Annotated in this window: 17 protein-coding genes and 2 tRNA genes; 9 read left to right on the forward strand and 10 right to left on the reverse strand. The window is 58.8% G+C overall.

The annotated features are described in order from the left end of the window. Window positions 1–4 precede the first annotated feature (4 nt). Together rnhA and QCL65_RS17935 are read right to left on the reverse strand one after the other, a co-directional pair. Window positions 5–457, reverse strand: a complete 453-nt coding sequence (rnhA, locus tag QCL65_RS17930; protein WP_407311068.1) for a ribonuclease HI — start codon at window positions 455–457, stop codon at window positions 5–7. Between the two features lie 50 nt (window positions 458–507). Then, window positions 508–1,269, reverse strand: a complete 762-nt coding sequence (locus QCL65_RS17935; protein WP_407311070.1) for an SAM-dependent methyltransferase — start codon at window positions 1,267–1,269, stop codon at window positions 508–510. Window positions 1,270–1,350: 81 nt separating this feature from the next. Between QCL65_RS17935 and gloB the strand changes: the two genes are divergently transcribed. The 8 genes from gloB to fabI all read left to right on the forward strand — a co-directional run bounded on the left by gloB (window position 1,351) and on the right by fabI (window position 11,908). After that, window positions 1,351–2,130, forward strand: coding sequence for a hydroxyacylglutathione hydrolase (gloB, locus tag QCL65_RS17940; RefSeq protein ID WP_407311072.1), 780 nt, complete (start codon window positions 1,351–1,353; stop codon window positions 2,128–2,130). A 99-nt stretch (window positions 2,131–2,229) separates the two neighbouring features. Further along, window positions 2,230–3,633: a transglycosylase SLT domain-containing protein gene (locus tag QCL65_RS17945; RefSeq protein WP_407311074.1), complete on the forward strand. Its 1,404-nt coding sequence runs from the start codon at window positions 2,230–2,232 to the stop codon at window positions 3,631–3,633. 86 nt (window positions 3,634–3,719) lie between these two features. Beyond that, entirely contained in the window at window positions 3,720–5,552 is a 1,833-nt protein-coding gene (locus QCL65_RS17950) for an extracellular solute-binding protein (protein WP_407311076.1), read from the forward strand. After that, the gene (locus tag QCL65_RS17955; protein WP_407311078.1) at window positions 5,549–7,387 is read left to right on the forward strand and encodes an extracellular solute-binding protein; all 1,839 of its coding nucleotides are present in this window, start codon (window positions 5,549–5,551) and stop codon (window positions 7,385–7,387) included. The genes QCL65_RS17950 and QCL65_RS17955 overlap by 4 nt, the downstream gene beginning before the upstream one ends. A 1-nt stretch (window position 7,388) precedes the next feature. Beyond that, a complete protein-coding gene (locus QCL65_RS17960; protein ID WP_407311080.1) occupies window positions 7,389–8,462 on the forward strand; it encodes a microcin C ABC transporter permease YejB in 1,074 nt (357 codons plus the stop codon). A gap of 1 nt (window position 8,463) precedes the next feature. After that, the gene (locus tag QCL65_RS17965) at window positions 8,464–9,483 is read left to right on the forward strand and encodes an ABC transporter permease (RefSeq protein ID WP_407311082.1); all 1,020 of its coding nucleotides are present in this window, start codon (window positions 8,464–8,466) and stop codon (window positions 9,481–9,483) included. Window position 9,484: 1 nt separating this feature from the next. Next, window positions 9,485–11,095, forward strand: coding sequence for an ABC transporter ATP-binding protein (locus QCL65_RS17970; protein ID WP_407311084.1), 1,611 nt, complete (start codon window positions 9,485–9,487; stop codon window positions 11,093–11,095). An 18-nt stretch (window positions 11,096–11,113) separates the two neighbouring features. Continuing rightward, complete coding sequence (fabI, locus tag QCL65_RS17975; RefSeq protein ID WP_407311086.1) at window positions 11,114–11,908, forward strand: enoyl-ACP reductase FabI; 795 nt, start codon at window positions 11,114–11,116, stop codon at window positions 11,906–11,908. Between the two features lie 89 nt (window positions 11,909–11,997). Here fabI and QCL65_RS17980 read toward each other — a convergent pair whose 3' ends face one another. The 6 genes from QCL65_RS17980 to tig all read right to left on the reverse strand — a co-directional run bounded on the left by QCL65_RS17980 (window position 11,998) and on the right by tig (window position 20,516). Continuing rightward, on the reverse strand, window positions 11,998–13,872 hold the full coding sequence (locus tag QCL65_RS17980) for a SurA N-terminal domain-containing protein (protein ID WP_407311088.1): 1,875 nt from the start codon (window positions 13,870–13,872) through the stop codon (window positions 11,998–12,000). A 226-nt stretch (window positions 13,873–14,098) separates the two neighbouring features. After that, the gene (locus tag QCL65_RS17985; protein ID WP_407311090.1) at window positions 14,099–14,371 is read right to left on the reverse strand and encodes an HU family DNA-binding protein; all 273 of its coding nucleotides are present in this window, start codon (window positions 14,369–14,371) and stop codon (window positions 14,099–14,101) included. Between the two features lie 146 nt (window positions 14,372–14,517). After that, the gene (gene lon, locus QCL65_RS17990; RefSeq protein ID WP_407311092.1) at window positions 14,518–16,914 is read right to left on the reverse strand and encodes an endopeptidase La; all 2,397 of its coding nucleotides are present in this window, start codon (window positions 16,912–16,914) and stop codon (window positions 14,518–14,520) included. 165 nt (window positions 16,915–17,079) lie between these two features. Continuing rightward, entirely contained in the window at window positions 17,080–18,363 is a 1,284-nt protein-coding gene (gene clpX, locus QCL65_RS17995; RefSeq protein WP_407311094.1) for an ATP-dependent Clp protease ATP-binding subunit ClpX, read from the reverse strand. Between the two features lie 108 nt (window positions 18,364–18,471). Beyond that, the gene (gene clpP, locus QCL65_RS18000) at window positions 18,472–19,113 is read right to left on the reverse strand and encodes an ATP-dependent Clp endopeptidase proteolytic subunit ClpP (RefSeq protein WP_407311095.1); all 642 of its coding nucleotides are present in this window, start codon (window positions 19,111–19,113) and stop codon (window positions 18,472–18,474) included. A gap of 92 nt (window positions 19,114–19,205) precedes the next feature. Beyond that, a complete protein-coding gene (tig, locus tag QCL65_RS18005) occupies window positions 19,206–20,516 on the reverse strand; it encodes a trigger factor (protein WP_407311097.1) in 1,311 nt (436 codons plus the stop codon). 360 nt (window positions 20,517–20,876) lie between these two features. Between tig and QCL65_RS18010 the strand changes: the two genes are divergently transcribed. Then, a complete protein-coding gene (locus tag QCL65_RS18010; protein WP_407311099.1) occupies window positions 20,877–23,045 on the forward strand; it encodes a GAF domain-containing protein in 2,169 nt (722 codons plus the stop codon). Window positions 23,046–23,342: 297 nt separating this feature from the next. Here QCL65_RS18010 and QCL65_RS18015 read toward each other — a convergent pair. Then, window positions 23,343–23,427, reverse strand: a tRNA-Leu gene (locus tag QCL65_RS18015). Window positions 23,428–23,482: 55 nt separating this feature from the next. After that, a tRNA-His gene (locus tag QCL65_RS18020) sits at window positions 23,483–23,558 on the reverse strand. Between the last annotated feature and the right edge of the window lie 2 nt (window positions 23,559–23,560).

Raw genomic sequence — 23,560 nt, forward strand, 5'->3', positions numbered from 1 at the left:
CGCCTTAGCCGTGACGAATGGCACGCACCTCGTCCACTCCACGGTTGGCCAAATCGTCGGCGCGCTCGTTGCCGGGGTGGCCATTGTGGCCGCGTACCCACTTCCAGCTCACCGTATGCCGACTCACCTGCTCGTCGAGCTGCTGCCACAGGTCGGCGTTTTTGACGGGCTGTTTGGCGGCGGTTTTCCAACCGCGCTTTTTCCAGTTGACCATCCATTCGTTGATACCCTTCATCACGTACTCGGAGTCCGTGACCAGCAGCACCTCGCAGGGCCGTTTGAGCTCTTGCAACGCTCGAATAGCCGCTGTCAGCTCCATACGGTTATTGGTGGTAGCCGTCTCACCGCCCCACAACTCTTTTTCTACGCCCTTGCATACCAGCAATGCGCCCCAGCCGCCTGGGCCAGGGTTGCCCTTGCAGGCACCATCGGTGAAGATTTCGACACTTTCGCTCATGGGTCAGACTCTAAATACGCTCTATACATTACCTGAAGGGGCCTGGCGGCTCAGTGCTTCTGTTTGCTGCTGCGGTTGACCTTGGCCATGGGCAGCGGTAGCAACTTGCCCATGGGCTCGCGGCGCGGCTGGCGCAGCGGGCGCAGACCGACCACCAACTTGCGCGCGACCAGGATATAAAAGCCGCCTCCTGCGCTTTGCCAGCCACCCGCGACGCGCTCCAAGCCGGCCAGCCGCGCTTGCCACTTGGCAGAAGCCAGCGGCGGACGATAACACCCGAAGCGGCGCTTTTCCAAAGCGAAACCTAGCAGGTTGAGCCAGTCGCCCACACGCGAGGCCGAAATGCAGCGCGCCTTGCGCAGGGCATCATGGGCAAAGTGATGACGCACCCCCCATGTGCTCCACGGGTTGATCCCGACGATCAACAGGTGCCCGCCCGGGCGCACAGCGCTGGCAGCTTCACGCAGCAAGCCGTGGGGCGACAGGCTGAAGTCCAGACCATGCTGCAGCACTACCACATCGGCCGCGTGCTGACCGAGCGGCCAGGCCTGTTCTTCGCAGAAGATTTCAACCCCTGGCAGCGGTGGGCCCAGGCGTACGTTACGCTGGATCTGCTGGGCCTTGGGTGGCGTCTCTGCACCTGGGCCATAGTGCACCAGGTAACCGCCAAAAAAGCGCTGCAGCTCTTCCCCGAGCAAGCGCTGTTCCTCTTGTAGCAACAGTTGCCCGAGGGGGCCGCCGAACCAGTCGCGCGCCTCGCTGATCAGTTCCAGCCATTGCGGATCGGCCTGGGCCAATGCCTCATCGCTCATTGCTATCTCCCACAGGAAGGTTCACGGGGAACCTCATGCGTTCTAAGATGCACCATTATTCGAAGCTTGGCGAACCAGACGATGATACACATTGATGCCCTGTGCGCCTTCAGCGACAACTACATCTGGTTGTTACAAGACCGCTCCAGCCAACGTTGCGCGGTGGTCGACCCCGGCGATGCCGCCCCGGTGCACGCCTGGTTGGCGGCTAATCCTGAGTGGACCCTCAGCGATATCCTGATCACCCACCATCATCAGGATCACGTGGGGGGCGTCGAAGCCCTCAAGCGCAGCACTGGAGCAACGGTGCACGGGCCTGCTGGTGAGACGATTCCGGCGCGCGACCACGCTCTGAACGACGGTGACACCTTGCAAGTGCTGGGCCTGATGTTGCGCGTGATCGATGTGCCTGGGCACACCCGCGGGCACATCGCCTTTGCCCATGAAGCGGCTCAGCAGCCCTTGCTGTTTTGCGGCGATACCCTATTCGCTGCTGGTTGCGGGCGGCTCTTCGAGGGCACGCCAGCGCAAATGCACCACTCGCTCAAGCGCCTGGCGGCACTGGCGGACGACACCCTGGTGTACTGTGCCCACGAGTACACCTTGAGCAACCTGAAGTTTGCCAGCGCGGTGGAGCCGGGTAACCCTGACATCGCCCAACGCTTGGATGAGGTGACCCGCCTGCGTGCAGAAGACGGCATCAGCGTACCGTCCACCCTAGGCCTGGAAAAACGTACCAACCCCTTTCTACGGGTGGCGGAGCCGGCGGTTCGGGAAAAAGCAGACGAACGGGCAGAGGCCCACCTGGGCTCGCTTGAGGAGGTCTTTGCTACGCTGCGCGCTTGGAAAGATAAGTTCTAACCCCCGCTCAATTGTGCCAAAAAGTTCTGAACAGTTGACCTAAATGAGTGCACTTTCTAGAATCGCCCGACATTTTCGCCCGGAACTATCTTCCAGCCAATGTCGTCATCTATACGTAAAACCTGCCAATTCGACACATTGACGCGCCTGGCGCAGGCAATGGCCGTCGCACTGTCCGCCACATTGGCGGGGTGCCAGGGCATGAGCCATACGCCAGACATGGAACCAGTTCGCGCCCACAACCTGAATAACCGCATCAAACAAAAGCCGCTTTTCGTCAATCAGCAGCCTGCCCAGCAGGCTCCGCAAGACGTCTGGGAGCGCATGCGCCAGGGTTTCCAGTTGCAGGACAGCGTAGCCGTCAATCCGCGGGTCGAGCAACAACGGCTATGGTTCGTCAGCAATCCGACTTTTCTCGAGACCGCCAGCGACCGTGGCAGTTTGTACATGCACTACGTGGTCGAGCGCCTCGAAGAACGCGATATGCCTCTGGAACTGGCATTACTGCCGGTGATCGAAAGCGCCTACAACCCAATGGCCTATTCGCGGGCCAACGCCGCCGGCCTTTGGCAGTTTATCCCCTCCACCGGGCGCTACTTCAACCTTAGCCAGACTCGCTTCTACGACGGCCGCCGTGACGTCACCGCCTCCACCGCCGCCGCACTGGACTACCTGACCCGCCTGCATGACATGTTCAACGGCGACTGGCTGTTGGCTCTGGCGGCCTACAATGCCGGTGAAGGAACCGTCAGCCGCGCCATGGAGCGCAACGAAAAACTCGGTCTGCCGACCGACTATTGGAACCTGCCGCTGCCCCAGGAAACCCGCGACTACGTACCCAAGCTGCTGGCGTTGTCGGAATTGGTGATGTCGCCGCAAGCCTACGGCGTGAACCTCAACCCGATCGCCAACGAACCCTACTTCGAGGTGGTCGAAGTCAATCAGCGCATGGACCTTTCCCGCGTCGCGGCCCTAGCCGATATCGACGAAGACGAAATGTTCCAGCTTAACCCGGCGTTCAAGCAGCGAGTCACGGTGCAGCCCAAGCAGCATCTGCTGATCCCGACCGCCAAGGCCCAATTGCTGACTGCCAGCCTGTCGAACATGCGGCCTGACGAATTACTCAGCCTGCAGCCGCAGAAAAAAGTCTTCGAAGACGTCGCCGTGGTCGAGCCCGCCCGTAAGCGCTTATACAAGGTGCGCGCCGGCGATAACCTGGGCCTGATTGCCAAAGCCAATAAGGTCGATATCAAAGATTTGCAGCGCTGGAACCGAACCTCGGGCAAGAACCTCAAGGTCGGCCAAACCCTGGTGATGCAGGATACCTCGGCGCCGCAATCGAGCAAGCAGAAGACCACTACGTATAAGGTCCGTAAGGGCGACTCGCTGTATCTGGTCGCCAAACGTTTCAACGTCGAGATGCAGCACCTCAAGCGTTGGAACCCGCGTACCGGCCATGCCTTGAAGCCTGGCCAGACCCTCACGGTGTACCTGGATCGCTGATCCGCAGCGCTACTCTTTTTCCAGGGGATACAAGCTGTTACTGTGGCGGTCATAAAGCCCATCGTCGCCTGGATCGGATCCGTGAATTGATACGTCCCCTCCTCATGCTCTCCCTGAGCCTGGCCTTGAGCTTTCCGGCCAGCGCCACGATCAGCGAAAGCCATGGTTACGCGCAATTCGGCACGCTCAAGTACCCAGCCACCTTTACCCATTTCGATTGGGTCAACCCTGACGCGCCCAAACGCGGCACATTGCGAATCATGGGCTTTGGTACCTTCGATACCCTCAACCCCTACACGTTCAAGGGTTCGAGCCCGGTGTCGACGCCTAATTTCCTGCAGTACGGGGTCAACGAGCTGAATGAAACCCTGATGGCGGGCACGGGGCAGTATGCCCAGGCGGGCGACGAGCCCACCTCCAGCTACGGTTTGATCGCCAAATCGGTGGAGTACAACGAAAGCCGCAGCTGGGTAGTGTTCAACCTGCGCCCCCAGGCACGCTTTCATGATGGTCAGCCGATTACCGCTGCCGACGTGGCGTTTTCCTACCGTCTATTGTTAAAGGAAGGCCATCCGCAGTACCGCACCAGCCTGCAGGAAGTGCAGCGGGTCGATGTGCTTGGCCCACGGCGAATTCGCTTCGTCTTCAAGCGCGCCGGTAACCCTCTACTGATCCTGCGCCTGGGCGAACTGCCCGTGCTGCCACGGCATTACTGGAAAGACCGGGACTTCAAGGCGACCACCTTTGAGCCGCCTTTAGGCAGTGGCCCCTATCGGATAAAACAGGTAGTACCCGGCCGTCGGCTGGTGTTCGAGCGGGTGCGCGACTGGTGGGGCAAGGACTTGCCCGTCAATCGCGGCAAATATAATTTCAACCGCGTGGAAGTAGAGTTCTATCGCGACAGCGACGTGGCGTTCGAAGCCTTCAAAGCCGGTGAATTCGACATCTATATCGAACACCAGGCCAAGAACTGGTCCAACGGCTACCAGTTTCCCGCCGTGGCCCGTGGCGACGTGATCAAGGCACAGATCCCGCACCAGATACCGACCCAGACCCAAGGCCTGTTCATGAACACCCGGCGGCCCACCTTCGCTGACGATCGGGTGCGCCAAGCGTTGGGGCTGTTGTTCGATTTCGAGTGGACCAACCGCGCGCTGTTCAGCAGTGCCTACCAACGCGCCAACAGCTACTACCCCAATAGCGAATTCAGTGCCACTGGCCTGCCCACCGGGAAGGAGTGGCTGCTGCTCTCCCCGTTCAAGGCGCAGTTGCCGCCGAGCCTGTTCACCGAGCCCTTCAGCGCCCCGCAAACCAGCGGCAATGGCTTACCCCGAGCGACCTTGCGCGCGGCCTTGGCGCTGCTGGCTGAGGCAGGCTGGTCGTTCGATGGCGCGCAGTTGCGCGATGCCCGGGGCCAGCCCCTGCGCCTGGAGATATTATTGGTGAACCCCAATCTTGAGCGGATTCTCCAGCCTTACATTGAGAACCTCACCAACCTGGGCATCCAGGCGCGCTTGCGCACCGTCGACCGGGCGCAATACAAGCAGCGCTTGGACCAATTCGACTACGACATGATTCTGATCACCCTGGGCCAAACCCTGAGCCCGGGCCTGGAGCAATGGCAGTATTTCCACTCCAGCCAAGCCCTGGTCAAAGGCAGTAAGAATTACGCCGGTATCAACCACCCCGTGGTCGACCGCCTGTTGGAGCAACTGCTGAGCGCCCAAAGCCGCGACGATCAAGTGGCGGCCGCCCGGGCACTGGACCGAGTGCTGCTGTCGCAGCACTACATGATCCCCAATTGGTACATCAACTATCACCGTCTGGCCTACCGTAACCGGTTCGCCTTTGTCACCACACCGCCCTACACCTTGGGGCTCAGTGCCTGGTGGCTCAAGCCCATGGAGAACACCCGATGACGTTTTTGCGCGCCTGGCTGCCACAGGCCTGCGGGCTGCTCTTGAGCGGGTTGGCGAGCCTCGCGCTGGCCGCGCCGGAACATGCCATTACCCTGTACGGCGAAGCCCCGAAATACCCCGCCAACTTCGCCCACTTCGACTACGTCAACCCGGATGCCCCCAAAGGCGGCACTTTCCGCCAGGCTGGCGCGGGCGGCTTTGACAGCCTCAACCCGTTCATTAACAAAGGCGTGCCGGCCGCCGATATCAACCTGATCTACGACACCCTGGCATTCCATAGCCTGGACGAGCCCTTCACCGAGTACGGCCTGGTCGCGCAAAAGATCGAAAAAGCCCCGGACAGCAGCTGGGTGCGTTTCTACCTGCGGCCCGAGGCACGTTTTCATGACGGCCACCCCATGCGCGCCGAAGATGTGGTGTTTACCTTTGAGACGCTGACCAAACTCGGCTCGCCGCTGTACCGCAGTTACTATGCAGACGTGGCCGAGGTAGTGATTGAAGACCCATTGCGGGTGCTGTTCAAGTTCAAGCACAGCAACAACCGCGAGCTGCCACTGATCCTAGGCCAATTGCCGGTACTGCCCAAGCACTGGTGGCAAGGCCGCGACTTTGCCAAAAGCAACCTGGAAATACCGCTAGGCAGTGGCCCCTACAAAGTCGCCGACGTCAAAGCCGGGCGCTCGATCCGCTATGAGCGGGTCAAGGATTACTGGGGTAAAGACCTACCGGTGAACCGCGGCTTCTACAATTTCGACGTGATGAGCATCGATTACTACCGCGACAACACAGTCGCCCTGGAAGCCCTGAAGGCCGGCCAGTTCGACTATTGGCTGGAGGTAAGCGCGAAAAACTGGGCCACCGCCTACAACACGCCAGCGGTGCGGGAAAAACGCCTGCTGCGCGAAGAGTTGCTCAACGGCAACCCGACCGGCATGCAAGGGTTTATCTTCAATCTGCGGCGGCCATTGTTCCAGGACATTCGCGTACGCGAAGCCTTGAGCCTGCTGTTGGATTACGAGTGGACCAACAAGCAATTGTTCAATGGTGCCTACACCCGCAACGACAGCTATTTCGAAAACTCGGACATGGGCGCCACTGGCCTGCCAACCGCCGCCGAGCTGAAGATTCTGGAGCCGCTGCGGGGGAAAATTCCTGACCAAGTGTTCACCACCCCGTTCAAGAACCCCGTCAGCGATGCCAGCGGTATGATCCGCGAACAGCAAAGGCGCGCCTACCAACTGTTGCAAGAAGCCGGCTGGAAGATCGTCAACGACCACATGGTCGATGCCCAGGGCAAACCGGTGGTCATTGAGTTCCTGTTGGCGCAGACCGAACTGGAGCGCGTCTTGATGCCATTCAAGCGCAACCTCGCCGACCTTGGCATTGAGATGGTGACTCGCCGGGTGGATGTATCGCAGTACATCAACCGCTTGCGCTCACGGGAGTTCGACATGATCGTCGGCAGCTTCCCGCAGTCAACCTCCCCTGGTAACGAACAACGCGAGTACTGGTCCTCGTCCAGTGCCGACAAACCCGGCAGCCGTAACTTCATCGGCCTGCGTGACCCCGCTATCGACACGCTGGTGGAAGGCCTGATCAACACCGATTCGCGGCAAAGCCTGATCGACCACACCCGCGCCCTCGACCGCGTCCTGCTGTGGGGTTACTACGTGATCCCTAACTGGCATATCAAGACCTGGCGTGTGGCCTATTGGGACCACCTTGGCCATCCCGCCGTCTCGCCCAAATACGACGTCGGCACCACCACCTGGTGGCGCAAGCCCCAAGTAAACCCGGCCGCTGAACCGGCAGCCGCAGCTCAGGGGGCGCTCTGACATGCTGGCCTATATCGCTCGCCGCTTGCTGCTGATCATTCCAACCCTGTTCGGTATTTTGATTATCAACTTCGTGATCATCCAGGCTGCCCCGGGCGGGCCAGTGGAACAGATGATCGCCAAGCTCGAAGGGTTCGAGGGCGCTACCAGCCGCATTGCCGGTGGCGGTGCCGAGGTGTCCGTCGCAGGGTCCAACTACCGCGGAGCCCAGGGCCTGGACCCGGCCCTGGTCAAGGAAATCGAGCAGATGTATGGCTTCGACAAGTCGGCGCCGGAACGCTTGTGGATCATGATCAAAAACTATGCGCACCTGGACTTCGGTGACAGCTTCTTTCGCGATGCCAAGGTCATCGACCTGATCATCGAGAAAATGCCGGTCTCTATTTCCCTGGGGCTGTGGAGCACCCTGATCATGTACCTGGTGTCGATCCCACTGGGGATCGCCAAGGCCACCCGCCACGGTAGCCACTTCGATGTCTGGACCAGTTCAGCCATTATCGTCGGTTACGCGATCCCGGCGTTTCTATTTGCCATTTTGTTGATCGTAGTATTCGCCGGGGGCAGCTATTTCGATTGGTTCCCGTTACGCGGCCTGACCTCCAATGACTTCGACCAACTGAGTTGGACCGGCCAAGTGCTCGACTACTTCTGGCACTTGGCATTGCCCGTCACCGCGCTGGTGATCGGTAACTTCGCCACCATGACCCTGCTGACCAAAAACAGCTTTCTCGACGAGATCGGCAAACAGTATGTGGTTACCGCCAAGGCCAAGGGCTTGAGCAACCACAAAGTGCTCTATGGCCACGTCTTTCGCAATGCCATGTTGCTGGTAATCGCCGGGTTCCCGTCAGCGTTCATCGGCATCTTTTTTACCGGTTCGCTGCTGGTGGAAGTGATTTTCTCACTCGACGGTTTGGGCCTCATGAGTTTCGAGGCAGCCATCAACCGGGACTACCCCGTGGTGTTCGGCACGCTGTTCATTTTCACCCTGCTCGGTTTGGTGGTGAAGTTGATCGGCGACCTGACCTACAGCCTGGTGGACCCGCGTATCGACTTCGAAAGCCGGGAGCATTGAAATGACTTTATCGCCCCTGAATCGACGGCGCTTTCTTCGTTTCAAAGCCAACAAACGCGGCTGGTGGTCACTGTGGCTATTTCTGCTGCTGTTCGGCCTCAGCCTGGGCGCCGAGCTGATCGCCAACGACAAGCCATTGGTGGTGCACTACGACGATCAATGGTACTTCCCGGCGTTCAAGCGTTACCCGGAAACCACGTTTGGCGGTGAATTCCCCCTGGAGGCCAATTACAAAAGCCCCTATATCCGCGACCTGCTGGCCAAGAAAGACGCCTGGACCTTATGGGCGCCAATTCCGTTCAGCTACCAAAGCATCAACTACGACCTGAAAGTCCCGGCGCCCGCCCCACCCTCTGCGCAGAACTGGCTGGGGACCGACGACCAGGGCCGCGACGTACTGGCACGGGTGATCTATGGCTTTCGGGTATCGGTGCTGTTCGCCCTGACCCTCACTGTGCTCAGTTCGATCATTGGCGTGGTCGCCGGCGCTCTGCAGGGTTTCTACGGCGGCTGGGTCGACCTGGTCGGCCAGCGCTTCCTGGAGGTGTGGTCGGGATTGCCGGTACTCTACCTGCTGATCATCCTCGCCAGCTTCGTACAGCCAAACTTCTGGTGGCTGCTGGGCATCATGCTGTTGTTCTCCTGGATGAGCCTAGTGGATGTGGTACGTGCTGAATTTCTGCGCGGGCGCAACCTGGAATATGTGCGGGCCGCTCGGGCCCTGGGCATGCAGAATGGGGCGATCATGTTCAGGCATATCCTGCCCAACGCCATGGTCTCGACCATGACCTTTATGCCCTTCATTCTGACCGGCGCCATCGGCACCTTGACCGCCTTGGACTTCCTCGGCTTCGGCCTACCCGCCGGGTCGCCTTCGCTGGGTGAGCTGGTGGGCCAGGGTAAATCCAATCTGCAGGCGCCCTGGCTGGGTATCAGTGCCTTTAGTGTATTGGCCTTGATGCTGAGCCTGCTGGTGTTCATCGGCGAGTCTGCGCGCGATGCCTTCGACCCAAGGAAATGAGATGAGCCCCGAGAACCTGATCGAAATCCGTGACCTCAGTGTCGAGTTCGCTTCCGGCGACGGCGCACAGCGCGTGGTGCAGGGCATCAGCTTCGACATTCGGCGTGGCGAGACCCTGGCGCTGGTGGGCGAAAGCGGCTCGGGCAAATCGGTCACAGCGCACTCGATCCTGCGCCTGCTGCCCTACCCGCTGGCCAGCCATCCAACGGGGAGCGTCAACTATGGCGGGCAGGACCTGCTGGCCATGGAGGAAAAGAAAATCCGCCACATCCGTGGCAATCGCATCGCAATGATCTTCCAGGAGCCGATGACGTCGCTCAACCCGTTGCAGTCCATTGGCAAGCAGATCAACGAAGTGTTGGCCTTGCACAAAGGGCTTACCGGCCAGGCGGCAACAAGGCGCACCCTGGAGCTGCTCGAGCTGGTCGGCATACCCGAGCCGCACAAACGCTTGAAGGCACTGCCCCACGAGCTTTCCGGTGGCCAGCGCCAGCGGGTCATGATCGCCATGGCCCTGGCCAACGAACCTGAACTGCTGATCGCTGACGAGCCCACTACCGCGCTCGACGTGACCGTGCAGCTGAAAATCCTCGAGTTGCTGAAGTCGCTGCAGGCCCGCCTGGGCATGGCGTTACTGCTGATTAGCCATGACCTCAACCTGGTCAAAAGAATTGCCCACCGCGTATGTGTCATGCAGCGCGGTTGTATCGTCGAACAGGCAACCTGCGCTCAATTGTTCAGCGCGCCGCAGCATCCGTACACCCAAGTATTGCTCGGCGCCGACCCTAGTGGCACGCCAGCGCAAACCGAGGTAGGCGAGCCCATGCTGGAGGTGCAGGACCTGCGGGTCTGGTTTGCGATCAAAAAAGGCCTGTTGCGCCGCACCGTTGACCATGTGAAGGCGGTCGATGGCATTAGCTTCAGCCTGCCCCGCGGGCAAACCCTTGGCATTGTCGGCGAAAGTGGCTCGGGCAAGTCGACGTTGGGCCTGGCGATCCTGCGCTTGATCCGCAGCCAGGGTAGCCTGCGCTTCCAGGGAAAACCGCTAGACTGCCTGACACAGCAGCAGGTGCGTCCGTTAAGACGGCAGATGCAGGTGGTGTTCCAAGACCCATTTGGCAGCCTGAGCCCGCGCATGAGTGTCAGCCAGATCGTCGGTGAAGGTTTACGTATCCATGGGATGGGCACCGAAGCGGAGCAAGAAACGGCAATTATTGCAGCATTGAAGGAAGTAGGACTGGATCCCGAGACCCGGCACCGCTACCCTCACGAGTTTTCCGGCGGCCAACGGCAACGCATCGCGATTGCCCGGGCGCTGGTGCTGAAACCGGCGTTGATACTGCTCGACGAGCCCACTTCGGCGCTCGACCGGACCGTTCAGCGTCAAGTAGTGGAGCTATTGCGTTCACTGCAAGCGAAGTACAACCTGACCTATTTGTTTATCAGCCATGACTTGGCGGTAGTCAAAGCGCTCAGCCACCAACTGATGGTGGTCAAGCAGGGGCAAGTGGTTGAACAGGGTGCGGCCGCGGATATTTTCGCCGCGCCGCAACACCCCTATACACAGCAGCTGTTGGAAGCGGCCTTTTTGGTCCCCTCGGCTGTCGATTAACCTGAAGAGGAACAACACATGGGTTTTCTCGCCGGTAAGCGCGTCCTGATCGTCGGTGTCGCCAGTAAACTGTCCATCGCATCCGGCATTGCCGCCGCCATGCACCGTGAAGGTGCTGAACTTGCCTTCACTTACCAGAACGACAAGCTCAAGGGCCGCGTCGAAGAGTTCGCCGCTGGTTGGGGCTCGAACCCCGAGCTGTGCTTTCCCTGCGACGTGGCCAGCGACGAAGAGATCGCCAAGGTCTTCGAAGCGCTCAGCAAGAAGTGGGACGGCCTGGACGTGATCGTTCACTCCGTCGGCTTCGCCCCGGGCGACCAGCTCGACGGCGACTTCACCGATGCCACCACCCGTGAAGGTTTCCGTATCGCCCACGACATCAGCGCCTACAGCTTCGTGGCCCTGGCTAAAGCCGGCCGTGAAATGATGAAGGGCCGCAATGGCAGCCTGCTGACCCTGTCGTACCTGGGCGCCGAACGTACCATGCCCAACTACAATGTGATGGGCATGGCCAAGGCCAGCCTGGAAGCCGGTGTGCGCTACCTGGCCGGTTCCCTGGGCCCGGAAGGCACCCGCGTCAACGCTGTATCGGCAGGCCCTATCCGTACCCTGGCAGCCTCCGGGATCAAGAACTTCCGCAAGATGCTCGCAGCCAACGAGGCGCAAACGCCTCTGCGTCGTAACGTGACCATCGATGAAGTCGGTAACGCCGGCGCCTTCCTGTGCTCGGACCTGGCTTCGGGCATCAGCGGTGAGATCATGTACGTGGACGGTGGTTTCAACACCACGGCCATGGGCAACATCGAAGAGTAATTTCTTCAGGCAAAAAAATCGGGGGCAAGCCCCCTCGCTACAACCCCGTAGCGAGGGGGCTTGCCCCCGATCTTTTTAAGCCCCGTTAATCAATAACGGGTAATTTCCGCCTGGCTTTCCAACAATTTGCGATAAGCCGCAAAGTCTTGTTGGCCAGCACGGGACGCTAGCGCACGGCGATAGGTCGCCTTCTCAGCGTCGGTAGGCGCGGCGCCATCGTTGATGCCTTTGAGGCGCAACACCACAATGCTGCCATCGGACAGTTTCAAGCTGCTTAGCTCTGGCTTGTCAGCGGCTTCTGGCTTAGGCATACGGAACACGGCCTGGAGGGTTTCAGGATTCAGCCCTTCCTGGTAACGGGTAGTCGCCTCCTGCACCTTCCAAGCCTGGCCTTCTTGCTTGTCCGCCAGGGCAACGCTGCCATCGCGCAAGCCAGCAACCAGCTTGTCCGCCTTGGCTTGTACAGCAGCAATGGCTTGCTCCTTGGCCAACTGCCCACGAATAGCGGCGCTAACCGCTTCCAGCGGCAGCTGTTCAGGCTGCAGATGCTGCTTGGCGCGCAGCACCACGACCGTCTCGGGGTCCAGTTCGATGGCCGCGCTGTTGGCGCCCTCTTCCAGCACTTCAGGGCTGAATGCCGCCTGGATCACGCCGCGGTTGGCAATGATGCCCTCACTGCCACCTTCTTTGCCGAAGGCTGGCGAGGTCTGCACCTTGAGTTTCAACTCCTGAGCGGGCTGGGCCAGGTCCGACGCTTCAAATGCCGAGTCTTCCAGTTGCTTGGTCGCCTCGACGAAACGCTGCTCCACCTGGGCCGTTTTCAGGTCGCGGGTGAGTTTTTCCTTGAGGCTGGCAAAGCTGGGTTTCTGCGGCGCTTCGACGCCGAGCAACTTGATCAGGTGCAGACCGAAGTCGGTACGAACCGGAGCAGAGACTTGGTCTTTGTTCAGCGCGTAAAGGGCCGTCTCGAAGGCTGGATCATAGACACCCTGGCCGGCATAGCCCAGGTCGCCGCCATTGCTGGCTGAACCCGGATCCTGCGAGTACTCCTTGGCCAACTTGGCAAAATCTTCACCTTTGGCCAGGCGCGCCTGGACCTCCTCAAGCTTGGCCTGCGCCTGGGCTTCGGTGGTCTTGTCGTTGATCTCGATAAGAATGTGCGCGGCGCGGCGCTGCTCGACCAGGTTGGCGACTTCTTTGTCGTAGGCCGCTTTCAAGTCTTCATCGCTCACTTGAACCTGATCGAAGAAGGTCGACTTCTTCAGCTCCACATAGTCGATGACCACTTGCTCAGGTGTCATGAACTCTTTGGCATGCTCGTCGTAGTGCGCTTTGATTTCATCGTCGGTGACTTTCTCGGTCGACGGGTCGGCCTTGAATGTCAGTGAAGCGAAGTCACGGGTCTGCTTTTCCAGGCGAGCGAATGCAAGTACTTGGGCATCGGTGACAAAGCTGCTGCCTGCTACGCCGGCACGCAATTGCCCAATGAGCATTTCCTCGGTCAGCATCTGACGGAATTGCAGGCGCGTGTAACCCATCTGACGCAAGACCTGGTCGAAGCGATCGGCATTGAATTTGCCGTCAACCTGGAACTCCGGGGTCATCAGGATCACTTGGTCCAATGCGCTGTCGGAGAACGAAAAATGGTTGTCGTGGGCGCCTTGCAGCAGCAACTTGCGGTCGATCAAGCCCTTGAGGGCAGATTCGCGCAGCATTTTCTCATCCAGCATGGCTGGGTCGAAATCCTTGCCCAGTTGTTGCACCAACTGCCGGCGTTGCATCTCCACTGCTTGGTTGAGCTCGTTGAGGGTGACCTCTTCCCCGTTGACCTTGGCCGCGTCCTGGCGCGTGCTAGCCGCCTGGAAGATGGCTTCGAAGCCGGTCAACGCCATCAATGCGATGATCAAGCCGATGATGGTTTTGGCAATCCAGCCCTGTGAATTGTCCCTGATATTCTGCAGCATGCGTCCCCCGAAAACGGCCGTACTGAATACGCGACCGCGGAGAGTGGTTGGAATCCGGATAGAAGAAAGGCGCATCCGAGGATGCGCCTTCTCGTAACTGGCGGAGCGGACGAGGTACGAGCCCTCGACCCTCGGTGTGACCGGGCTGTATCTGAACCGCCCTACGACCACTCCGCTGCCAAGACAGGATATTGCCCTGCCCCGGAAAGTCTAAAGCGCTTGGAACTTAGTTAACGGCTTCTTTCAGTGCTTTACCGGCTTTGAAGCCAGGCTTCTTGGCAGCAGCGATTTCCAGCGTTTTACCAGTCTGTGGGTTACGGCCCACACGAGCAGGGCGATCGGTCACGGAGAACGTGCCGAAACCTACCAGTACCACGGAGTCACCGGCTTTCAAAGCAGTGGTAACCGACTCGATGACAGCATCCAGCGCACGGCCAGCTGCGGCTTTCGGGATATCAGCAGATGCAGCGATAGCATCAATTAGTTCCGACTTGTTCACTCTAAGTCCCCTTATATCTATTTGAGTTGTTTCTAAGTATGTGATGGAAGCTTTGACGTGCGCCGGGTGGCTGGTAACAGCATAAGGGCCGTTTTATAACAAGGCCCTGAAAAAGCTGTCAAGAAAGCCACCCGGCCTAATGCTCACTAATGCGTGCTGATTCGTTCCTTGGAATCGGACTCGCGCTTTTCATCCTTGGTAACAATCTCGGGAGCCACATCGGGTAAGGGCTCCGGCGCGTATTGCAGCGCAATTTGCAGGACTTCGTCAATCCATTTAACAGGTTTGATTTGCAGATCCTGCTTGATATTGTCCGGAATTTCTTTCAAATCGCGGACATTTTCTTCCGGAATGATCACGATTTTTATCCCGCCGCGATGCGCCGCCAGTAGTTTTTCCTTGAGGCCGCCGATGGCCAGTACCTGACCGCGCAGGGTAATTTCACCCGTCATTGCCACATCTGCGCGCACAGGGATCTGGGTCAACGCGGAAACCAATGCCGTGCACATGCCTACGCCCGCGCTAGGGCCGTCTTTAGGGGTCGCCCCCTCTGGCATATGGATATGGGTGTCGTGCTTCTCGTGGAAGTCCAGGGGGATCCCCAGGCTCCGAGCACGGCTACGCACAACAGTTTGCGCGGCCGTGATGGATTCGACCATCACGTCGCCCAGCGAACCGGTTTTAATCAGTTGGCCCTTACCCGGGATCACTGCCGCTTCGATGGTCAGCAACTCGCCGCCCACTTGCGTCCAGGCCAGCCCGGTCACTTGGCCGATCTGGTCCTGCTGCTCAGCCAGGCCATAACGGAACTTGCGCACGCCGAGCAGATGTTCCAAGGCGTCTGCATCCACCTTCACGGTGAAGTTCTTGTCCTTGGCGTGCTCCTTGACCACCTTGCGGCACACCTTGGCGATCTGCCGCTCGAGGCCACGAACACCCGCTTCGCGGGTGTAGTAACGAATGATGTCGCGGATCGCCGACACCTCGAAGGCCAGCTCGGCCTTTTTCAGGCCGTTGGCTTCTACCTGCTTGGGCGTGAGGTACTTGGTCGCAATGTTGATCTTCTCGTCTTCGGTGTAGCCCGGTAGACGGATCACCTCCATCCGGTCCAGCAAGGCTGGGGGGATGTTCATGGAGTTGGAGGTGCACAGGAACATCACATCCGAAAGGTCGTAGTCGACTTCCAGGTAGTGATCGTTGAAATTGTGATTCTGTTCAGGGTCGAGAACCTCGAGCAATGCGGAGGCAGGGTCGCCGCGCATGTCGCTGCCCATCTTGTCGATCTCATCCAAAAGGAACAAAGGATTGCGTACGCCGACCTTTGTCATCTTTTGAATCAATCTACCGGGCATAGAGCCGATGTAGGTACGGCGGTGACCGCGGATTTCGGCTTCATCACGAACCCCGCCCAATGCCATGCGCACGAATTTACGGTTGGTGGCGTGAGCAATGGACTCGGCCAGGGAGGTTTTACCCACACCCGGTGGCCCCACCAGGCACAGCACAGGGCCGCGGATCTTCTTCACGCGTTTCTGCACGGCGAGGTACTCAAGGATACGCTCCTTGACCTCTTCCAGACCGTAGTGATCGGCATCCAGAATCGCTTCGGCACGGGCCAGGTCCAGGCGCACCTTGCTTTGCGCTTTCCACGGCACCTGCACCAGCCAGTCGATATAGGAACGCACCACGGTGGCCTCGGCCGACATGGGCGACATTTGCTTGAGCTTGTTCAGCTCAGCCTGGGCCTTGGTGTAGGCATCCTTGGGCAGGCCTGCGGCCTCGATGCGTTTTTTCAGCTCTTCGATTTCGTTATGGCCTTCGTCGCCATCGCCGAGTTCTTTCTGAATGGCCTTCATCTGCTCATTCAGGTAGTACTCGCGCTGGCTACGCTCCATCTGCTTCTTGACCCGGCCGCGGATGCGCTTCTCCACCTGCAACAGATCGATCTCTGCGTCGAGCAAAGCCAGTACATGCTCAACTCGAGCTGGAAGCTCGATGATCTCGAGAATTTCCTGCTTCTGCTCGATTTTCAGCGCCATGTGGGCGGCCATGGTGTCGACCAGACGCCCCGGCTCATCGATGCTGTTGAGCGAAGACAGCACTTCTGCCGGAACCTTCTTGCCCAATTGAACGTATTGCTCGAACTGCGACAGCAGGCTACGCACGAACACTTCGGATTCGCGGTCTGGAGCCTGGGCTTCATCGATCAGCTCGACGTGGGCACGGATGTGGCCGTCGACTTCGCTGAAATGTTCGACAGCGCCACGCTGCTCGCCTTCGACCAACACCTTGACGGTGCCGTCGGGCAGTTTGAGCAACTGCAGCACGGTTGCGATTGTGCCCACGCGGTACAGGGCGTCTTCACCTGGATCATCATCGGCGGGATTCTTCTGCGCCAGCAGGAGGATCTGCTTTTCACCCTTCATCGCGGCCTCTAGCGCCTCGATGGACTTCTCGCGCCCCACGAACAGTGGGATTACCATGTGCGGATAAACCACGACATCGCGCAATGGCAGGAGAGGCAATTCGATGGTTGTCTTCATGATTTCGCCTCTACAGCGGCCCTTGGGCCATAAACAGATTGAGTTAGCTTGCGTTCAATGTGGGGGCAGCCCCGGAAAAAAACAAGCGCTAACTCCATGAAAAGCAAAAGGGGCCCGAGGGCCCCTTTGGTTGTCACACAGCATTGGAGCGCGGGGCTCCGGTGCTTATGCGTCAGGTGCAGCCTTCGCCGGCGGCTCGCTGTTTTCGTAGATCAACAGCGGCTTGGACGTACCTTCAATAACGCTTTCGTCGATGACCACTTTACTGACTTCAGTCTGCGAAGGGATCTCGTACATGGTGTCCAGCAGCACGCCTTCCAGAATCGAACGCAAGCCACGGGCACCCGTTTTACGCTCCAGGGCACGGCGAGCGACCGACTTCAATGCATCGGCACGGAACTCCAGGTCCACCCCTTCCATTTCGAACAGCTTACCGTACTGCTTGGTCAGCGCGTTCTTAGGCTCGGTGAGGATCTGAACCAATGCCGCTTCGTCGAGCTCATCGAGGGTCGCCAGCACCGGCAAGCGGCCAACGAATTCCGGAATCAGGCCGAACTTGACCAAGTCGTCGGGCTCGACTTCACGCAGCGACTCGCCGACCTTCTTGCCTTCCTGTTTGCTGCGAACTTCGGCGTTAAAGCCAATACCGCCCTGGGTAGAACGGCTCTGGATGACTTTTTCGAGCCCCGAGAACGCACCGCCACAGATGAACAGGATATTGCGCGTGTCGACCTGCAGAAACTCCTGCTGGGGATGCTTGCGGCCGCCTTGCGGGGGTACCGAGGCAACGGTGCCCTCGATCAGCTTCAGCAATGCCTGCTGCACGCCCTCGCCCGAAACGTCACGGGTAATGGACGGGTTGTCGGACTTGCGTGAGATCTTGTCGATTTCATCGATGTAAACGATGCCCATTTGGGCTTTCTCGACGTCGTAATCACACTTTTGCAACAACTTCTGAATAATGTTCTCAACGTCTTCACCCACGTAACCGGCTTCGGTCAGCGTGGTCGCATCGGCGATGGTGAAAGGCACGTTGAGCAAACGAGCGAGGGTTTCAGCCAGCAGCGTCTTACCCGACCCGGTAGGGCCGATCAGCAGGATGTTACTTTTGCCGAGCTCGACATCGTCGTTCTTTTTGTCACGTTGATTGAGACGCTTGTAGTGGTTGTACACCGCTACTGCGAGAACCTTCTTCGCGCGTTCCTGGCCAATCACATACTGATCCAGGATGCCGCTTATTTCTTTGGGCGAGGGCAATTTATGCGCGCTGCTCTCGGCTTGGGCTTCCTGCACCTCCTCACGGATGATGTCGTTGCACAAGTCGACGCATTCGTCGCAGATAAAGACCGAGGGGCCGGCAATCAATTTGCGTACTTCATGCTGGCTTTTGCCACAGAAGGAGCAATAGAGCAATTTGCCGTTGTCCTCGCCGTTGCGGGTGTCAGTCATTCGATCGATCCAAATCCGATAGGCTTGAAACACAAGATGAAGGCTATTGCGGGCTTTTTCAAGTCCACGGGCAGCAGGTATTCGCTGCCACCCGGGCTATCTACCTGTTCAGGCAGGCATTTGCCGCTTGTCGAGAACCGAATCGACCAAGCCATACTCGGCGGCACGAGGCGCGCTCATGAAATTGTCACGGTTGGTATCACGTTCGATGGTCTCGATATCCTGGCCAGTGTGGAACGCCAGCAATTCGTTCAGACGCGCACGAATCGAGAGGATTTCCTTGGCATGGATATCGATGTCCGAAGCCTGGCCCTGGAAACCGCCCAGAGGCTGGTGGATCATCATCCGCGAGTTAGGCAAGCAATAACGCTTGCCCTTGGCACCGCCTGCTAGCAGGAACGCCCCCATGCTGCAGGCTTGGCCGATGCAGATGGTGGAGACGTCAGGCTTGATGAACTGCATGGTGTCGTAGATCGACATCCCCGCTGTCACCGAACCGCCCGGCGAGTTGATGTAGAGATGGATGTCCTTGTCCGGATTTTCGGCTTCAAGGAACAGCAATTGCGCGGCGACCAGGTTGGCCATGTAGTCTTCTACCGGGCCAATCAGGAAGATCACTCGCTCCTTGAGCAGGCGCGAGTAGATGTCGTACGCACGTTCGCCACGAGCGGATTGCTCGATAACCATCGGGACCAGGCCGCCTGCGGCTTGGATGTCAGAGCTCTGCTGAATATAAGAATTGCGGGACATGTCCTGCAGTCACTCCCAAATAGTCATGTCTTGAATACGCATAAGCCAGCACGAAGGCTGGCTTATGGTGTTTTCGAACGATCAGAAAACGATCACTCGGCTTGTGCTGCTTCCGCCGGCTTGACCGCTTCTTCGTAAGAGACCGATTTGTCGGTCACCTTCGCTTTCTGCAGAACAGTATCCACAACTTGTTCTTCCAGTACAACCGAACGTACTTCGTTCAGCTGCTCATCGTTCTTGTAGTACCAGGACACGACCTGCTGAGGTTCCTGATACGCCGACGCCATTTCTTCGATCAGCTCGCGTACACGGGCTTCGTCAGGCTTGAGGTCGTGCTGCTTGACCACTTCGGCAACCACCAGGCCCAGGGCGACGCGACGCTTGGCTTGCTCTTCGAACAGCTCGGCAGGCAATTGGTCAGGCTTGATGTTACCGCCGAACTGCTGAACGGCCTGCACACGCAAACGGTTCACTTCGTTCTCCAGCAGTGCTTTAGGCACGTCTACTGGATTGGCGGCCAGCAGACCGTCCATGACCTGGTTTTTCACCTTGGTCTTGATCGCCTGACGCAGTTCGCGCTCCATGTTCTTGCGAACCTCGGTGCGGAAACCGTCGAGGCCCGACTCTTTGATACCGAACTGGGCGAAGAATTCTTCGTTCAGCTCAGGCAGCTTAGGCTCGGAGACGGTGTTGACGGTCACGCTGAACTCAGCGGCTTTACCAGCCAGGTCGAGGTTCTGATAGTCCTCGGGGAAAGTCAGGTTGAGCACGCGCTGCTCACCTGCTTTAGCGCCTACCAGGCCATCTTCGAAGCCTGGAATCATGCGGCCCGAGCCCAGAACCAACTGGGTACCGGTCGCCGAACCACCGGCGAATACTTCACCATCGACTTTGCCTTCGAAATCGATGTTCAGTTGGTCTTCGTTCTGCGCGGCACGCTCGGCCAGCTCGTAACGAATATTCTGCTTACGCAGGATTTCCAGCATGTTGTCGAGGTCGGCATCGGCCACCTCGGCACTCAGGCGCTCAACAGCGATGGCGTCGAGGCCAGTCACTTCGAACTCTGGGAAAACTTCGAAAGTCGCGATGTATTCGAGGTCTTTGCCCTTTTCAAAAACTTTTGGCTCTACCGCCGGCGCGCCGGCCGGGTTCAGCTTTTGCTCGACCACGGCTTCGTAGAAAGAAGCCTGGATGACATTGCCCAGCGCTTCCTGACGAGCGTCGGCCTCGTAGCGCTGACGGATCACGCTCATTGGCACCTTGCCAGGGCGGAAGCCCGGGATTTTCGCATTGCGGGCGGTCTGTTGCAGACGCTTGTTGACTTCGGCCTCGATGCGTTCGGCAGGCACGCCAATGGTCATGCGGCGCTCGAGAGCGGAAGTATTTTCAACAGAAACTTGCATGGATTTTCCTCGTTGCACAGACGTTAGCCGGCCATTTCCGACCCCAGATCAAGGGCAAGCATTCTAGTGGGTCGAACACAAGAAGTCACCCTGCGCAAGTCAGTAGCGTTAAAGTCAGGGCAAATCGCTCATTATTAGGGGGGCCTGACCCGCTACTGGGCGCGTTGGAGCAATCAGATTGAACGAACGCAACGGCGAATAGATCACAAGAAAAGTTTTGCAAGATATAGAAAGAAGTTTTGCACGATATCAGAAAGCGGTTTGCTATCCTTCGACGCATTCGAGCATGATGCTTGTCATGCCAAATGCCTCGTCAGCACCCCTTGTGCTGGCGAACAAATCCTCCTGCACCGGTATGCCATGGCAGTTATCAACGAAGCGCTCGTCACCCTGGCCAACTGCGAAGACGAACCTATTCATCTCCCCGGTGCCATCCAGCCCCATGGCGCCTTGCTGGCGCTGGATAGCCAGGGGCGAGTGCTCAGCCGTAGCAGTAATTTCCAGGCGCTGACTGGCTTCGATGCCCTACCGGGCGAGTTTTTACTGGAAAGCCAGGTAGGCAAACCGGTGATCGAGGTGTTGCAGGAAGGTCTCAAGGCCAGCGCGCCGTGGTTCGACAGCGCCGAAATGCGCTTGGGCGATGTCGATTTCGATGTTGTCGCGCACCTTCACCTGAATGTGCTTTATCTCGAATTCGAACCGCGGCAAAACGCGACCACCTCTTTCAGCCAGTTTGCCCTGTACGCGCAACGCATCATCAACCAGATGCAAGTGCGTAACGACATCGACGCACTGCTCAGCCGGGTGACCGACGAGATCCGCCAGATGACTGGCTACGACCGAGTCATGGCCTATCGGTTCAGGCCCGACCTGTCGGGGGAAGTCATCGCCGAAGCCCATCGCGAGGACCTGGAGAGCTACCTGGGCCAGCGCTACCCTGCCTCTGATATCCCTGCCCAGGCCAGGCTTCTGTATATTCAGAATCCGATTCGCCTGATCGCAGACGTGTCCTACAGCCCCGCCCCGCTGGTGCCCGCGCTGAATCCGCACACACAGCACCCTTTCGACTTGAGCTTCAGCACGCTGCGCAGCGTCTCGCCCATTCACTGCGAGTACCTCACCAACATGGGCGTGCGCGCCTCGATGAGCGTCTCCATCGTGGTCGGGGGCAAGCTGTGGGGGTTGTTTTCATGCCATCATATGTCACCCAAAACCATGCCGCACCCTTTGCGCATGTCGTTCCAAGTGATTTCGCAAGTATGCAGCGCCCTGGTCGAACGCCTGGAACAAAACCAGGCCAGCGAGCGGCTCAACCTGGCCAGCCAACGCCAACTGATTCTCACGCACCGGGCCCGGGACTCCGAAGACCTACTCGCAGCCCTCAGCGCTGAGGCCGACAACGTCGCCAACCTCATCAGCTGCGACGGTGCAGCGGTATTGATGGCTGGCCGCACCCAAAGCATTGGCGGGCATTTCGACACCTTGAGCCGGGAAGTCATGGCGCGCCTGGCGCAAGACCCCGAGCTTGAGGTATTCCACACCGACCACTGGGTGCACGATGACCCGCAGAGCGAGGACGCGCGCTACTGCGGGGTACTCGCAATCCGTTTTCATCGTCAGGAATCGGGCTGGATTTTCTGGTTCCGTTTGGAAGAAATCCACAACGTGCGCTGGGGCGGCAAGCCCGAAAAAATCGTCAAGGTGGGCCCTTCAGGCTCTCGCCTGACCCCCCGCGGCTCATTCGAGGCGTGGGAAGAAGTGGTTCGCGGCCGCTCGCCACATTGGAGCGCTACCGATATCAGCATCGCCGAGAAAATGCGCGGTGAGTTAGTGGAGCTCTGCCTCAGCCGCGCTGGCGAAATCGACAGCATGCGCCAGCGCCTGATCGCCATGCTCGGCCACGACCTGCGCAACCCGCTGCAGTCCATCTCCATGGCTGCGGCCATGCTCTCTTCCAGCGAAGTGCGCGACACCGAGCTGCGCAAGCACATCAGCCACTCCAGCGGCCGCATGGAACGGCTCATCAGCCAGATCCTGGAGATGAGCCGCCTGCAGTCTGGGCTCGGGATCATGGTCAAACGCGAAGACACTGACTTGTCTGGGCTGGTGCGCAGCATCATTGCCGAGACCTCAGTCGCTTTCCCCGGCCTGGTCATCGAGACGCATATCACCACCGACGTCCAGGCCATGGTCGACCCTGACCGCTATGCCCAGGTGATCGCCAACCTGCTGAGCAACGCCCGACACCACGGCACGCCCGGCCACCCCGTACTGGTCTCACTGAGCAGCGACGAACACTGCACCAGACTCACCGTACTCAACCACACCCTGCCTTTGCCGGAAGAACGCCTGGCCAGCCTGTTCACACCCTTCAAGCAACAGACCGGCGACCACCAGCGCAATAAAAGCGGGCTAGGCATCGGCTTGTACATCTCCCAAGCCATCGCCGCTGCTCACAGCGGGCATATTGAGGTGCAGCAACAGGGTGAAGTGATCACGTTTAGTATGGTGCTGCCGACGCAGGCTTGAAGCCTGATGAGGTCGCTATATACAGATGTAGGAGCGAGCTTGCTCGCGAAAAACCTGCAGACGCCGCGTTATTCCAGAGCACATGCGTTATCGTTGGCGATTTTCGCGAGCGAGAGCGAACGATGTAGGAGCGAGCTTGCTCGCGAAAAACCCTGCAGGCGCCGCGTTATTTCAGAGCACATGCGTTATCGTTGGCGATTTTCGCGAGCAAGCTCGCTCCTACAGGGGGGAGACGCTGATAATTCAGCGCATCAAGGGGGAGCACTGTTGACGCTCGTAACCCCTTGATTTAGAAGATGGTGCGGACGAAGAGACTCGAACTCTTACACCTTGCGGCGCTGGAACCTAAATCCAGTGTGTCTACCAATTCCACCACGTCCGCTTGAAGCTTTTAAAGCAAAGGCGCCAGATCGTAAGATAGGGCGCCTTTCGAAATATGGGGTGGACGATGGGGATCGAACCCACGACAACAGGAGTCACAATCCTGTGCTCTACCAACTGAGCTACGCCCACCA

It is taken from the genome of Pseudomonas sp. nanlin1, assembly GCF_045571515.1.
In the GTDB taxonomy this organism is placed as follows: Bacteria; Pseudomonadota; Gammaproteobacteria; order Pseudomonadales; family Pseudomonadaceae; genus Aquipseudomonas.